At 56.7% G+C, this 15,183-nt stretch carries 9 protein-coding genes and 1 pseudogene; 2 read left to right on the plus strand and 8 right to left on the minus strand.

What is annotated here, in order from left to right; translation table 11 throughout:
- Positions 1–180 precede the first annotated feature (180 nt).
- Together MO767_RS14290 and msrA are read left to right on the plus strand one after the other, a co-directional pair.
- Positions 181–2,874, plus strand: coding sequence for a GGDEF and EAL domain-containing protein (locus MO767_RS14290; protein ID WP_282481028.1), 2,694 nt, complete (start codon positions 181–183; stop codon positions 2,872–2,874).
- A gap of 69 nt (positions 2,875–2,943) precedes the next feature.
- A complete protein-coding gene (gene msrA, locus MO767_RS14295) occupies positions 2,944–3,591 on the plus strand; it encodes a peptide-methionine (S)-S-oxide reductase MsrA (RefSeq protein ID WP_134419969.1) in 648 nt (215 codons plus the stop codon).
- 126 nt (positions 3,592–3,717) lie between these two features.
- Here msrA and rlmJ read toward each other — a convergent pair whose 3' ends face one another.
- From rlmJ to MO767_RS14335, 8 genes and pseudogenes are all read right to left on the minus strand, one after another.
- The gene (gene rlmJ, locus MO767_RS14300) at positions 3,718–4,554 is read right to left on the minus strand and encodes a 23S rRNA (adenine(2030)-N(6))-methyltransferase RlmJ (protein ID WP_282481029.1); all 837 of its coding nucleotides are present in this window, start codon (positions 4,552–4,554) and stop codon (positions 3,718–3,720) included.
- A gap of 252 nt (positions 4,555–4,806) precedes the next feature.
- Positions 4,807–5,130, minus strand: a pseudogene (locus MO767_RS14305) (hypothetical protein).
- Positions 5,131–6,045: 915 nt separating this feature from the next.
- On the minus strand, positions 6,046–6,462 hold the full coding sequence (locus MO767_RS14310; RefSeq protein WP_008149669.1) for a hypothetical protein: 417 nt from the start codon (positions 6,460–6,462) through the stop codon (positions 6,046–6,048).
- Positions 6,428–6,865, minus strand: a complete 438-nt coding sequence (locus MO767_RS14315) for a hypothetical protein (protein ID WP_282481030.1) — start codon at positions 6,863–6,865, stop codon at positions 6,428–6,430. The genes MO767_RS14310 and MO767_RS14315 overlap by 35 nt, the downstream gene beginning before the upstream one ends.
- 161 nt (positions 6,866–7,026) lie before the next feature.
- Positions 7,027–7,401, minus strand: a complete 375-nt coding sequence (locus tag MO767_RS14320) for a hypothetical protein (protein WP_282481031.1) — start codon at positions 7,399–7,401, stop codon at positions 7,027–7,029.
- Positions 7,394–12,061 carry an RHS repeat-associated core domain-containing protein gene (locus tag MO767_RS14325; RefSeq protein ID WP_282481032.1) on the minus strand — a complete coding sequence of 1,556 codons (4,668 nt, stop codon included), beginning with the start codon at positions 12,059–12,061 and terminating at the stop codon, positions 7,394–7,396. The genes MO767_RS14320 and MO767_RS14325 overlap by 8 nt, the downstream gene beginning before the upstream one ends.
- Entirely contained in the window at positions 12,061–12,798 is a 738-nt protein-coding gene (locus MO767_RS14330) for a DUF4123 domain-containing protein (RefSeq protein WP_282481033.1), read from the minus strand. Before MO767_RS14330 ends, MO767_RS14325 begins: the two co-directional genes overlap by 1 nt.
- Positions 12,788–14,806 carry a type VI secretion system tip protein VgrG gene (locus tag MO767_RS14335; protein ID WP_282481034.1) on the minus strand — a complete coding sequence of 673 codons (2,019 nt, stop codon included), beginning with the start codon at positions 14,804–14,806 and terminating at the stop codon, positions 12,788–12,790. Before MO767_RS14335 ends, MO767_RS14330 begins: the two co-directional genes overlap by 11 nt.
- Positions 14,807–15,183 lie beyond the last annotated feature (377 nt).

The raw sequence follows: 15,183 nt of genomic DNA on the forward strand, positions 1-15,183 counted from the left end.
AAAACATTACTTTCGGCCCAGCACTGGAGAAATCATCGAGCCGGCCGACATATTCTTATAGCACTTGGCCTTCATGTCTCTTGTCAGTCAGTGTCGCAATGATGCAACCTTGCCGCAGGTAACAGTAAAGAGGGCGAGAGCCCGGCGCGATCAGCCTATTCGAAGCGAGTTTCCCTCCATATGAAGAGCCAACCCGATGCCGCCAGCCGTATGGTGGCCGAGGTAGTGACGCAGTTGCCTGTGCCCTCGCGGCTCGGCATGCTTCGTTTCGAACGGCTGAATGAAGCGAGTTGGGCGCTACTGTTTCTTGATCCCAATTGCGAACGACAGTTCGGCCTGCCGGCGGTGGAGCTCTGTGCTCTGGTCGGCTCGCCCTACGCCAGCCTGATGGAACCCGAAGCGCGCTATCAGCTGCATGACGCGGTACAGCAGCAACTCACCGAAAGCCCGCATTACCTGATCCGCTACACCCTGCACACCGCCGCAGGCGCCTTGAACCTGCTGGAACTGGGCGAAGCCTACAAACAACACAATCGACACCTGCTGCGCGGCTACCTGCTGGTGGTCGACGGCCTGTTCGAGGGCGAGCAACTGCTGCCGGCCCTGGACCTCGAAACCCAGAACTCTCGCCTGCAAATCGCCCTGGAACTCAATCAACGTGCTCAGCAGGAACAGCTTCTGCACCTGGACCGGGTGCGCGCCCAGCAAGACTTGATCCTGCTGCTGACCCGCCAGCGCTATAGCAGCAACAAATCCCTGCAAGAAGCCGCCGAACTGATCACTCGCAGCGCCTGTGACATTTACGAAATCGACTGCGCCAGCCTGTGGAACCTCGAAGGTTCACTGCTCGTGCCGATTTCGGCCTATCACCGCGCCAGCCAGGAATACCTGCTGCCGGAGCCGATTGACGTCAGTCTCTTCCCTGATTATCTGGATGCCTTGCACACCGGCCGCGCCATCGACGCCCACAACGCCATGCGCGACCCGCGCACCCGGGAAATGGCCGAAAGCCTGCGCCTGCGCGATGTGAATGCGATGCTCGACGCCAGCATCCGCGTCGACGGCCAGGTGGTCGGCGTACTCTGCCTGGAACAGACCGGTATGACCCGCGCCTGGCAATCGGACGAAATTGCTTTCGCCGGCGAGCTGGCGGATCAGTTCGCTCAGGTCATCAACAACCATAACCGCCGCACCGCCACCAGCGCCCTGCACCTGTTCCAGCGTGCGGTAGAGCAAAGCGCCAACGCCTTTTTGCTGGTTAATTGCGATGGCGTGGTGGAATACGTCAACCCGAGTTTCACGGCGATCACCCAGTACACCACCGAAGAAGTCCACGGCCAGCGGCTGTCGGAACTGCCGGCACTGGAAAACCTCAGCGAGCTGTTGTTCGACGCGCCCTCGGCGCTGGCCAAGAGCAACAGTTGGCAAGGCGAATTCAAAAGCCGCCGCAAAAACCTCGAACCCTACTGGGGCCAGTTGTCGATTTCCAAGGTTTACGGCGACAACCGCGAGCTGACGCATTACATCGGCATCTACGAAGACATCACCCAGACCAAGCTCGCTCAGCAGCGCATCGAGCGTCTGGCTTACACCGATAACCTGACCAACCTCGGCAACCGCCCGGCCTTCATCCGCAACCTTGATGAACGTTTCGCCCGAGACAGCGATACCCCGATCAGCTTGTTGCTGGTGGACATCGACAACTTCAAGCGGATCAACGACAGCCTCGGCCACCAGACCGGCGACAAACTGTTGATCAGCCTGGCCCGGCGCCTGCGCAACAGCCTGAGCCCGAGTGGCAGCCTGGCGCGGTTCGCCAGTAACGAATTCGCCGTGCTGCTGGACGACACCGATCTGCGTGCAGGCCAACAGATTGCCAATCAATTGTTGGCGACCCTCGACAAGCCGATGTTCGTCGACAATCAGCTGATCAGCGTCACCGGCTCTGTGGGCCTGGCCTGCGCGCCGTTGCACGGTCGCGATCCGCAAACCTTGATGCGCAACGCCGGCCTCGCCCTGCACAAGGCCAAGGCCAACGGCAAACACCAGGTTCAGGTGTTCACCGAAGCGCTGAACGCCGAGGCCAGTTACAAGCTGTTCGTCGAAAACAACCTGCGCCGCGCCCTGACCCAGAACGAGCTGGACGTGTTCTATCAGCCCAAGCTCTGCCTGCGCAGCGGTCGCCTGCTCGGGATGGAAGCCCTGCTGCGCTGGAACCATCCGGAAAAAGGCATGATCCGCCCGGACCAGTTCATCAGCGTCGCCGAAGAAACCGGCCTGATCATCCCCATCGGCAAATGGATCGCGCGCCAGGCCTGCCGCATGAGCAAAGACCTGACCGCCGCTGGCCTGGGCAATCTTCAGGTGGCAATCAACCTGTCGCCCAAGCAGTTCTCCGACCCGGACCTGGTGTCGTCCATCGCCAACATCCTCAAAGAAGAAGCGCTGCCGGCAAACCTGCTGGAACTCGAACTCACCGAAGGCCTGCTGCTGGAAGCCACCGAAGACACCCACTTGCAGCTCGATCAGCTCAAGCGCCTGGGCCTGACCCTGGCCATGGATGACTTCGGCACCGGTTACTCGTCGCTCAGTTACTTGAAAAAATTCCCGATCGACATCATTAAGATTGATCGAAGCTTCATCCACGAAATCCCGGACAACCAGGACGACATGGAAATCACCTCCGCGGTGATCGCCATGGCCCACAACCTGAAACTCAAGGTCGTGGCTGAAGGCATCGAAACCGCCGAGCAGTTGGCTTTCCTGCGCCGTCACCGCTGCGACGTCGGCCAGGGTTACCTGTTCGACCGACCGATCCCGGGCACCGAGCTGATCGAAAAGCTCAAGCGCTACCCGCGTGGCCCGATCGCCTGACAGCGGGGTGACACTCGGGCAAACTGCGTGTCTGACAATTTACATTCAACCTGACTGAGGGGACTGATGATGGTCTTGCGCTCGGAAATCCTGGTGAACAAAAACGTGCTCCCGACTAAAGAACAAGCTCTGCCTGGCCGCGAAACCCCAATGAACCTGCCGGAAAAACACTTCGTCCACGACGCCCCGCTGCTGGGCCCGTTCGCGATGGACGTGGATTTCGCGATCTTCGGCCTGGGCTGCTTCTGGGGCGCGGAACGCAAGTTCTGGCAGCGCGAAGGCGTGGTCAGCACGGTGGTGGGTTATGCCGGCGGCTTTACGCCGAACCCGACGTATGAAGAAGTCTGCTCGGGCCTGACCGGCCACAGCGAAGTGGTACTGGTGGTCTACGAGCCGGCGAAAGTCAGCTACGAAGAACTGCTGAAGATGTTCTGGGAACTGCACAACCCGACCCAGGGCATGCGCCAAGGCAATGACATCGGCACGCAGTACCGCTCGGTGATCTACGCCACCAACCCGACTCAACTGGCTGCCGCCAAGCACAGCGAGCAAGTGTTCCAGGCAGAGCTGACCAAGGCTGGCAAAGGCACGATCACCACTGAAATCGACGAAGCGCCGACGGTCTACTTCGCCGAGGCGTATCACCAGCAATACCTGGCCAAAAACCCTGAAGGGTATTGCGGGATTGGCGGTACCGGCGTGACTTGCCCGATCTGAATCCCAAAAAGCAAAAGATCGCAGCCTCGTTTCACTCGACAGCTCCTACAGAGAAATGCATTCCCCCTGTAGGAGCTGTCGAGTGAAACGAGGCTGCGATCTTTTGATCTTGCTCGTCAATTGACCCTATTCGGCAATCAACCAATCCATCTGCCAACCACCCTGGGTCTGCCCCAGCTTCTTGGACAACCACGGCAGCAACTCACGCAATTCCTCTTCCAGCCCCCACGGCGGATTCGCAATCGCCAGCCCCGAACCATTCAGGCTATTCGGCGTATCCAGCGGATGCACCAGCAACTCCACCCGCAACAACTTCGGCGCGCCCGTACCCGCCAGATCCTGATAAAAACGACGCAACATGCGCTGGTCCTTCACCGGGTACCAGATCGCCGCCACGGTCTGGCGCATCCGGCCGATCGCCTCTTTCAGCGACGCCGCACAGCGCTGCATCTCATCCAGCTGCTCGAACGGCGGATCGATCAACATCACCGCCCGCTTCTCCTGCACCGGCAACATCGCACGCGGCACATGCCAGCCTTCGCCCAGCTGCACCTTCACCCGACGGTCGCCGGCCATGTTGTCCTTGAGCAACACACCGTCTTGCGGGTGTTTCTCATTGAGCATCACCCGATCCTGCGGCCGCGTCAGCCGCCGCGCCAACTCCGGCGACCCCGGGTAATAGCGCAACTGGCCATCCGGATTCATGTCGTGCAGCACCTTCATGTAATCAGCGGTCAACGCCGGCAGATCCGGCTGATCCCACAAACGCGCAATACCTTCCAGGTACTCACCGGTACGGCTCGCCTGATCACCCTGCAGGTCATACAGACCAATGCCGGCGTGAGTGTCGAGATAGGCAAACGGCTGCTCCTTGCGCGACATCAAAGCGATGATGCGGGTCAAAGTCAGGTGTTTGAACACATCGGCGTGATTGCCGGCATGGAAGGCGTGACGATAATTCATGGCTGCTCCTGCGAAGGGCGGGAAGTTTACCTTGTACGGCGGCGAACGTCAGGGCCTCACAGCCGAGCGGCCTATCCCAGCCCCTTTTCGGGCATCACACAAACCCTGTGGCGAGGGGGCTTGCCCCCGCTGGGCTGCGAAGCAGCCCCAAAACCTGCAATCCGGTTATGCCTGACATACCTCAATCCCCGGTTTACGACTGCTGCGCAGCCGAGCGGGAGCAAGCTCCCTCGCCACAAAAGCCGCCCGGCGCTACTCCGAAGACCGAGCCTTCAACCGTCGCCCTAACACATCCAGCACATCACACCCATCCCGCAACGGAATGGCACAGAGCAAAGCAAAATCACTAAGAATGAAGGACTGACACTCGATCGAACCGCGCATGGACAAGTTCTCCATCACTTGGGTGACGGCGCGAATTCGGTAGCTGGCAGCGTCATACAAAACATCCAGCGGCGCTTAGGTGTCGACGAACAGGGTTGGCATGTCGTCGCAATTGCTGGTGAGCGCCATGAAGCGGTTTTTGGGGTGGGGGATTGGTTTTTCGTAGGGTGGATCGGGGTGAAGACTTTTCATTTTTGAAACCTCTGGTAGTAAATGGTCGCTACCATCGGCCTTCCTACAGGCTTGGGTGGCAGCTATACGCGGGGTAGGAATATCGAGACCAGAGAACTCGACCACACCGAAGCGTGCCCGCGCACAGCCGCCGCAACTGATCTTACGGACGCATGTTGATGGCCGCAATTCAGGTGTCGACGCCAAAGCGTCCTCTCTAGTATTGAAGGGTTCCTACACCCCACCACTGAATTTTCAGTGACCACCAGAGACTATCGATGGAGAACATTTCACACCAGTTCATGGAAACCGCTACGAGTTGAAGGAAACTTCCGAAGACCTTGCCCGGAAATCTCGCTCAAAAAAGCAAGCGTGACGAAAGGCCTCACTGACGCTTGGCTTGATTTCGCCACCTGTTGAATCCACCACCTATAGCTGCCGCTCAACAACGACAGATTCGGCCCAGAGTGTGTAAAAACGCTTGCCCGTCTTTTGCCGCCGACTTCAGACGGAGCAGAATGCCAAGCTATCAAGATCGATCTCGGCGTAGCTCCCCAAATCGCCCTTGTAGAGACAAATCTTGGAAACTCCTAACTCGGCCTGTAAGAACTCAACAAGTTTTCTAAGGTTACCGTTTTTAGACATCGTAGTCGGACTTACTACCGTTGCCTGTCCGGGTTCGTCATCGTAAAGTCTGATCAGAAACACATCCTCTTCGTTCTGTATGTCGTGGTTATAACCGCGGTACGCATATCCAACATCGTAGTCGACATCATCAAATCGAGTAGATTTCACTATCTTCAAAGCAGCAGTCCGTCAAATATCACTCATCAACATAAATGGTACGGATTTATTTGTTGAGCAAGGAATTGGAATAACGCGGAAAATCTAGCGCTCATTATTCTGCATTCAGAGCCTTAGTTTAAGTACTAGCCTTCACCAAGTTGAAAAGTCCTCCTGACTCGCTTTATACAGATCATCAACCCACGCTTCGGACAATTTGACGTACACATCCTCAAAAAACGCTTTTGGATCTTTCATTTCATTCCACCCAAGAGGAAGCGAGGAATGAGACCTCGAATCATGTTCCAAAATTTCAGCAAACACACTTGAGTCGCCATCAAGAGCCTCTCTCAACACAAAAAACAAAACAAACTTGTGCCGATAACTCAACGCGGCGAAGCGCTTGACAATAAACCGGGATATTAAAAATTCTCTATCTGAAGGACACTCAGGATCGTACGCCGACAATTCAACCCCAAGACTCTCCTCGCGATCATATATATCGAACCCACCGAGAAAGTGCTCTACACTTGGATTATATGGAACGTTCAGATACGGATGCATCAGCATAAATTTTCTCTATCGGATAAAGCGCTATAGGCTGCAATGTCTCAAAGTCGAATTTCATTTCAAAGGCATTCATCTGAGGAATGAAACGCGGATTGGCTGGATCTAAAGGATTAGGCTCATATCCCTCACCTACATTTTCAGCCTCCATTCTTACTAACAAATTTCCTTTACTATCCTCTCCAGTAAAACGAGACATTTTTCTAGCCTCCCTTGTCATCGCTTCATTAAAAGCATTCAACTGCGCACTATGGCTTATAAACCTAGAGCTTGGAACGGCTCTCCACCTCTTGCTTTCACCATTAAGTTCGCAGCAAGTGGTTTGTTGCTGAATAGCAGAAACCGAACTATCTGCCCAATTCTTATAGATAGCTCGCAGTGTAGAAATCAATTTTTTAATAGGCATAAATAACATCATTTTTCAAAAACCGACCATAACTTGACACAATAGAATACGGACCAAAAAGGGGAACCAAAAAGAGGACGGATTTATTTGTTGCTTTTGTTGGTCTGCCCGCGAATTGAGAATATATCCATCCCCCGTCGCTCAAAAATCCGGCACCAAAATCAGAAAGCCACATCAATACGAATAACATTTATTTTAATAAATTTTTGGTTAAAAAACGGGTAGTCATAATGAATATCTTGAGCATCGAAATCAATAAAAGATCTTAATACAGCACCATCTAAATAGCCCGCCACCACACATGAAAAACTGTCATCCTCCATTTCAACTCCGACATATTCATCCTGACTTACTTCCATGCCGACGCTGTCAGGCAAAACCATTTCAAACTCAACCTCGTAAGTTTTACCGACTTCAATTTTAAATGGACAGTAGTTAATAAAGCATTGGACTATTACACCATTGACAAGCAAAACAACCGCCTCTTCGACGATCTCGTCAATCTCCATGACAAGCGCACTATACTTCTTAGTCATTTACTGGCCTCAACTCGTTATCCTTTGCATCACCGTTTAACATTTTCCAGAAATCTTTTCCACTTTTGACGTGCAGGGTCGTGATATCGCCATTATTATTAGTACCGACAAATGCAAACTTTGTATCACCATTCCTCTGTGAATTTCCCAGCAGTTGCAAATAGGCCACTCTAAATTCTCCTTCATACGGATATTTCACTTTTATGCCTTGGTTCACTACATCACGAGAAATTTGTAGGTATTCCTCTTTGCTCTGAGCGTCGAACTCTTTTTTCCCGTGTTTTTTATAATGAAGGTCAAGCTTTTCATCATTCCTAAAATTTTTAGGACGCGACTTCGCGTTTGGAGTTTTTACCTCACCGCCATCAACAACCGTCTCACTAACATCATCCGGCGCCCTACACCCAGGCTTATTCGGCGGCGGGCAATTCCCGCTCAACCCCAACGGATCAACCCACCCCGTCGGATTCGGCGTGTATTGATACTGATTCAGCCCACCCGCCAACTTCACCGGGTCCGGCGTCAGATAGCGGCCAATCTCCGGATCATAGTACCGATGCCGGTTGTAGTGCAGACCACTCTCGGCATCGAAGTACTGCCCCTGAAACCGTAACGGTTGTTCAAGTTGCTCTCCCCCACCGAACGCAAGGCGGGTGACTTTGCCGTAGGCGTTGTACTTCGCCGACCAGACAATTTCGCCACCAAAATTGGTGAGTTCCTGCGGTGTGCCGAGGTGATCGAGCTGGTAGTAAAACGGGCAGGCCTTGCGTGGGCCTTTGCCGTCGAGCATGGCCAATGGGCGGAAAGTGCCGGGTTCGTAGACGTAGCTGCGGTAATGCTCGCGGCCACTTTCGGCGACGAGGTTGTCGCCTTGCCAGAAGAATTCGGTGGTTTTGCCGTCGACGGTTTTGCTGATGCGGCGACCGAAGGCGTCGTAGCGATATGTCGTACAACGTCCGTCCGGGGTTGTGACGCCAATCAGTCGGTGTTGGCAGTCGTAGCGATACTCGGTGACGAGTTTTTGCGCGGTGCCGCGGCGTTCTCGGATCAGGTTGCCGAAGGCGTCGTAATCGTAGTGACGGTCGCCTTGCATCAGCAGGCGATTACCCAGCACCTTCGCTGCGCCGGGGCGGTCCTGCATCAGCAGGTTGCCGGCCGGGTCGTGGGCGAAGGTTTCCGGTGGGTCGTCGCGGGTGTGGCGGACGCGGGTCAGGCGATTGAGTGGGTCGTACTGATAGCTACGCTGGCCGTGGCGGGTGTCGGCGATGCTGTCGAGATTGCCGTTGGCGCTGTAGGCATAGTCGCGGCGATACAGCGTTTGGTGCTGTTGACTGACAGCGTGGGCCTTCAATCGGCCCTGATCGTCGTAGGCATATTCGCTGAGCAGCTGCCCCTGCTGGCGTTGCTGCTCGCGACCGAAGGCAAATTGGTGACTGGTAAGCCGCGCACCGTTGAGGTCGATGGCCGTGAGTGCGCCGCCCTTGGCGTGGTGGTAGTCGAGTTTGCTGCCGTCCGGCAGGCGCAGGCGATTGAGCTGGCCGCAGGCGTCGTAGCCATAGCGCAAGGTTCCCCAGCCTTGGTGCTCGGTGATCAGGCAGTCTTGCTGGTCGTATTCGAACTCCAGCGGGTGATCGTGACCGTCGTCGACGCTGACCAACCGGCCGAGGCTGTCGTAGCGGTATTCAACCTTGATGCCGCCGGGCAACGTTTTGACCAGCAACCGCCCTGCCGAATCCCGCTCATAAGCCGTCACCAGCTGCGAACCGTCCTCCCCGAACTCGGTTTTCCCCAGCAACTGGCCGTTGAGGTCGTAGGCGTACGCCGTGCGTTGGCCGTCGAATCCGGTTTCCTGTCGGATCAAGCCGTTGGGCGTGTAGTCCAGGAGATATTTTTCACCGGATTCGTTTTCGATTTCCGTGAGCAACAGCTGCGCGTTGTCGTAGCGGTACTTCAGCTGGGTTCCGTCGGGATTGAGGCGGCGGCTGACCAGGTGCAGATCGTCGACGTATTCGTAGCGGGTGACGCGACCCAGTTCATCCCGTTCGGCGGTGATCTTGCCGTAGGCGTTGTAGCTGAACGCGCGGCTGGCGCCTGTAGGAAGCGTGGTCTGGATCAGTCGGCCGACGGCATCCCATTGGTACTGGGTAACGGCGCCGTGTTCGTCCTGACGGGTAATCTGCCGCCCCAGCGCGTCGTAGGAAAACCGCCGCACACCACCATCCGGCAGCGTTTCCTCAACCAATTGCCCCAAGGCGTTCCAGACAAACACATGCCGACTGGTGTCCGGGTAACGGATCGACAGCAGCAGCCCTTTTTCGTCGTAGTGATAGTGGCTGACATGGCCGTCGGGGTCGGTCGCTTCGGTGATGTCACCCTGTGCATTGCGCTGATATTTCCAGACGGCTTTGCCGCGAAACCGTGCGTGCAGGAAACCATTGCGGTACTCGTAGGCCGTCGGTTCATCTTCCGACGGAATCAGCGCGATAAGCCGTCCGACTTCGTCGTAACGGTATTCGGTGACGGCACCTAACGGGTCTTGCTCGGCAAGCAACCGACCTTGATCGTCGTAAGCCTTGAGGTGCTCGCCACCGTCCAGCTCGACCTTGCGCACCAGTCGCGCTTGGTCGTCGTGGACGTAAACCTCTTCGCTGCCGTCGATGTTGTGGACGGTGACAGCGCCCTCGTCATCCCAGACATAACGCGCGTCCATCTGCGCAAACGACGCCCAGTGGCGGATGCATCGGGCCGCCTTGCCGGACCTTTCCCACTCCCAGAAGAAACTCGCCCCACCGGTCAGTTGCCGCTGCAGGATGACGTGCTGATCGTCGTAGTCGTAGCGCTCGCTTTCACCAGCCGCATTGGTTGCTTCGATCAGTTGATCGCGTTCGTCGTAGCTATAACTGACCAGCGTTTGCTCTGTGTGCCAAGCCTCGTCGAGGGTCTGGGCCGGGACAAAAACCTGATAGTCGACGGCGACCAAATGGCTGCGGTCATAGCGCAATCGCAAGGCTCGGCCGGCGCCATTGTCGAGGCGTTTGATGCGGTCTTGCCGGTCGCGGGTGATGCGCAGGCGGTTGTCGTAAGCGTCGCTGATCGTTGTCAGTCGGCCGTTTTGAAAGTGATAGAAGCGCGCATCGTCGCCAGCCTGGGCGAGTATCAATTCTTCGGGTTGATCGCCCAGATAAATCGCCGCCCGCGACAGGCTGTTGTGGATCGCCGGGCGTTCACTGTTTGGCAGCGGGAAAGTGGTGCGACGGTTTTCGTGGTCGATCCAGATGACCGTGTCGCCGTCGATTTCCAGGCGATGGGCAAGGCTGTGACTCCAGCCGAAACCGAGGCTGATATCGATCTCTGCGGCGCTGGTGCGATAGAGCCGGGTGAAGTCGAACGGCAGGATTCCGTCCAGCACACCGTCGGTGAGGGTCAGCAGTTCTTCGCCGGTGACCATCGACACCGGGCATTTATTGGTCGCGGTTTTATCAACGGAATCGGCGCTGTCGCCGTTGGGGTTTTTCGCCTGATCCGGAACGTTGTCGTGGTGTTCGTTTTGCTTGAGCGTGGTGTTGCGCTTGGCATCCCAGCGCAGCTGCATCCGGCCTTTTTTCATACCGGCCGCGATGCCCCTCGCGGCGACTTTTTTGTAGCGGTCGACGTAGCTGATGAAGCTGTTGATGATCGTGAAAATCGCTTTGACGAGGCGCAGAACAGCGCTGAGTAATTGCGCAGCTCGATTCGCCAGCCGCATCGTCAAATAGGCGATACCGGCCCCTGCTGCAGCGAACGTCAGAACGATGCCAATCAGGATGTCGATCAACAGCTGCACCACCACCGTCGACAAGGCTTCGGCGGTTTTGCCGGCGATCTCGCTGGGCGGTAGCATGTCCAACCAGAGACTGGCGGTGCGCAGCAGCAGGCACAGCGCCGCCTCGTCACTGGCCAGCAGTTGGGCTTTTTCCATGACATCCGGAGCGGTTTGCGCGAGGTTCTTCAGCTCTGTGGCGCTCTCGCCCAACCGCTCACCAAACTTCCCGGGATCCTTGAGGATGTCCGAAAGCAGGCCGATGCCGTCCCACACGCCCTCGATTGCCGCCCAACTTCCCGCGAGCATTCCATTGCCTACAGCAACCGAAGACGATTCCGACCACTTCGGCTTGAATGTCTTCCATTCATCTTGCAGCCAGTTTTCGAGCTCATTCGTCAGGCCGTCGTAGGAAGAGAAAAGATCATCGACTTGCTGCGGCGTGACTTCGTGGTGAACGTGAACGCGGTAGAACTTGCCGGGTGTACCGGTGAACGTTCCCTTGCCGTTTTTATCGAGGGTGACCAGCGTCTTTTCGCCGCTATCGCTGGCAATCACATCGACCTGAATATTCCCCACGGGAACGTCATAAACCGATTCGAACTTGCTCTCTATCTCTAGCTTTCCACCCTTCGGGCACTGCACGACGGTGGAGAAAAAGTTGTTGTCGCTACTACCCACTGCAGTGCTGGCATTGCCGAACTTGATGACCCGCTCCATGCCCATCAGCGAAGGCAGATCAGCGGCGCGGCTGGCCTTGTCCGCCGCTTGGCTGAACCAGTGATTGAGCTGCTTACGGTAGAGGGAGAGGGTGTCTTTAAAACCGTCGAGCTCCTGCTCGATACGCACAATCTGATCCATCAGTTCAGCTCCGCCATCAGGTAGTCCACCAAGGCTGTTTTGGGTGCTTGAGGCAGGTCCGGTGTTTCAAGAAAGATCGCGATCTTGTGGCGCAAAACGCTTTCGGAAAACGCCTCAAAAAGATCAGGGCGCTCCTCGCTCAGCCACTTGAGCAAGTTGCTGATTCGGGTGGTTGCGAACTCGGTACCGAGGTGTTTGACCAGCGATTCTGAAACTTCCCACCACGGAAAAACCCGGGAGCTGCTCAGCGCTTGTCCACCGATTTCGAGCGATTGGCCGTTGATCAAACAGCGCCCGATCACCGGCATCAGCTGCGTAGCGTTGACCTCGGCCGACCGAAGAATCGGCAGCAAATAACGCCCGTCCCAGAAGCGGAAAAACACCGCATTACCGTTTGGCAAAAGGACATGAGTGAGGGAGCGAAGATGCTCGATCAACACCTCCTGAGGGGCAGAAGAAACCGCCAGCCAACCCCAGTCGCGAGACTCGGTGTTGGCAACCCACTGCAAAAACTCACTGCCAGCAGCAATGATTCCCACATAAGGCATCACCGGATCCCACTCGGCGTAGGCTGTCTCAGCCCAGATCGGACTGGGTGCTTGAGCGGAGATCGAGCGCTGCCAGGCTTTGAACGGTTCAGCGGCGCTGGCGTTGCTGAAGATCGCGAACAGTTGCTCCGACGCTTGCAGCGGCTGCTGTTCCAGCCAGTCGAGAGGCGACAAGTGATCAGGCTGCACAGACACCGTCCTTGCAGCGCTCGCACTCTTCACAGAACGGTGCATCACCTTTCAGGCTCATGATCTGCGCCGCGCTGAGCAACGCCGCCGGGGCTGCGGCCAGTTTCAACGGCACACCCGGCGAAGTCGGCGCAGCGGCCATGGCTGGCATCAACGCACCCCCCACCTGAATCGGCACGCTGCTGAAGATCCCGCCCGGCCCAATGTTGATCCACTGCCCGCCCGCCTGAATCGTCGCACTGGCCCCGCCGTCGATTACCACTTGCTGGCCGGCGCTGACATGAAATTGCTGACTGGCATTCAACGCCTGGCTGGTCACGCGAATGTGCCGGTCACCGACCACCACCAGGTGATCATCCAGTTTCACCTCGGTCTGGCGCTGACCGTGGGTGATGCGTTGCTCGTCGGCCTTCAGCTCATGACGAGCGGTACCGGCGACGACGATGCTGCGGGTGTTATCGACCTGCACCTGTTGATCACTCAGCACGTGCTGAGTCCAGTTTCGCTGGGCGCGCAGGTAGATTTCCTCGGCGCCTTTGCGATCCTCGATGCGCAATTCGTTGTAACCGCCGCCTCCCGGACTGCTCTGGCTGCGGAAGATGCTGCGGGTTTTGTCGGCGGGCAGGTCGAGTGGCACCGGTGTTGCTGCGTTTGGAAGGCAACCCATCACCAGCGGTTTGTCGGCATCGGCATCGACGAATCCCACCAGCACTTCCATGCCGACTCGCGGGATCATCACGCTGCCATAACGGTCATGCGCCCAGCCGGTGGCTACGCGCAGCCAGCAACTGGAGTGTTCATCGAGCGGACCGTCACGGTCCCAGGCGAGCTGAACCTTGACCCGACCGAACTCGTCGCAATGAATTTCGCTGTCGGCCGGGCCGGTGACCACGGCGGGTTGATAACCGAGCATGCGTGGTTTTTCCGGCCCGAGTGGAGGGCGAAACGAAACGTCCCACGGTATTGCCAGAAAGGTATTGCGATAGCCCTGGAAATCATCCGGATTGTCGCTGGTCACTGACTCTTCCAGCACTTGCGGCTGGCGGCCGCGGTGTTCGATTTGAGTGATCAGCCAGAGGTCATTCCATGCCTGACGCGGATGCTCGGCCAGGTGTAGGAAATGCCCGCTGACCAAGGCCGATTCATCACCGCGTCCCTCAGCCTGACGGAAATCGGCGTTGTGGCGTTCGAGTGCTCGCTGAACCAGATGTTTGCCGTGTTCGCGATCGGTGAATTGACCCGGAAAGTGGTAATCCTCGAGCACCGGTCGCTGTTCGCTGTCTAGGCGGCTTTCAAGTTGCAGGTGAGGTTTTTTGAAGTCGTAGTCGCGGCGGGTCACCGCTGTAGTGCGGGTTTCCAGCCGCACGTTGAAACGTTTGATGGCCAGCGCATCGGCCGCCATTCCGCTACCTGGCAGGTATGGCGTCGGCTCGGGCAGACGAGGGAAAACCGTCTGATCATCGCCGAACACCAGCAGGTGTCCGTCGAGGCTGTGCTGGAAGTGGTAGTGAATGCCGATCTCGGCACACAGCCGCTGGATGAACGCCAGATCGCTTTCAGCGTATTGCACGCAGTACTCGCGTGGCGAGTAGTCGCTGCCGAGCTGAAACTCGAACGAGTCGCGCTGGATGCCGTGGTCCTTGAGGATCTGCGCGATGATCGCCGGCACGCTTTTGTGCTGAAAGATCCGCTGATTGATGCGCTGACCGAGGTAAGCCAATCGCGGTACGAGACTGACTTGATAACCCGTCAGACGTTTCCCGGAATCACTTTGCCCGACCCGAAAAATCTGACCATGAATACCGGAACCTTGTGCATCGAAACTCAGAAACGCCTGACGATGCAGCAGGTTTTCGAGCTCGATGTCCGGTCGCTCGCTGACCAGCTCCAGGTCAAAACGGTAGGGTTGGCTGACGGCTTCCGAGCCCGAGAACTCAAGCACCTTGAGCTCATTCTGGACGCCGTCGATCGTCAGCGTGAAACGCGGTTGATTGGCTGGAGCGAACATCCGATGTGTCTCTGCAGAATGAAGGCGGGCGATTCTGCATGAGCAACAAGGGGTGTTGAGGTAGGGACAGGGAAATCAGATTTGCCCTACTTTTTTAGAGATTTATCCTTCAACAATTAGTGTGTTTGGCTACAGACAATTCCTTCAAAAGCACCACTAACCACTGTGGGAGCGAGCTTGCTCGCGATGGCGTCGGGTCAGTCGACCTAATTATTGAATGATCGACCGCTATCGTCGGAACGCCGCCCGGAGCAAGCTCGCTCCCACAGGGAATAGATAGGGATTCGAGATTTGCGTAAGCCAAAAAAAACGACCCGCCTCCAAAGGAAGCGGGCCGTTTTCGTGTTCGGCGAAAGGTCAGAGCCTCAGCTCATCCC

The sequence above is a fragment of the Pseudomonas sp. UYIF39 genome, assembly GCF_029963765.1.
Taxonomy (GTDB): Bacteria; Pseudomonadota; Gammaproteobacteria; order Pseudomonadales; family Pseudomonadaceae; genus Aquipseudomonas.

Bases quoted from the DNA above. Each gene is read 5' to 3' on its own strand.
- MO767_RS14335 (WP_282481034.1), bottom strand. From the start codon at position 14,806: ATGTTCGCTCCAGCCAATCAACCGCGTTTCACGCTGACGATCGACGGC.
- MO767_RS14315 (WP_282481030.1), bottom strand. From the start codon at position 6,865: ATGCCTATTAAAAAATTGATTTCTACACTGCGAGCTATCTATAAGAAT.
- msrA (WP_134419969.1), top strand. From the start codon at position 2,944: ATGGTCTTGCGCTCGGAAATCCTGGTGAACAAAAACGTGCTCCCGACT.
- MO767_RS14310 (WP_008149669.1), bottom strand. From the start codon at position 6,462: ATGCTGATGCATCCGTATCTGAACGTTCCATATAATCCAAGTGTAGAG.
- MO767_RS14325 (WP_282481032.1), bottom strand. From the start codon at position 12,061: ATGGATCAGATTGTGCGTATCGAGCAGGAGCTCGACGGTTTTAAAGAC.
- MO767_RS14290 (WP_282481028.1), top strand. From the start codon at position 181: ATGAAGAGCCAACCCGATGCCGCCAGCCGTATGGTGGCCGAGGTAGTG.
- MO767_RS14320 (WP_282481031.1), bottom strand. From the start codon at position 7,401: ATGACTAAGAAGTATAGTGCGCTTGTCATGGAGATTGACGAGATCGTC.
- rlmJ (WP_282481029.1), bottom strand. From the start codon at position 4,554: ATGAATTATCGTCACGCCTTCCATGCCGGCAATCACGCCGATGTGTTC.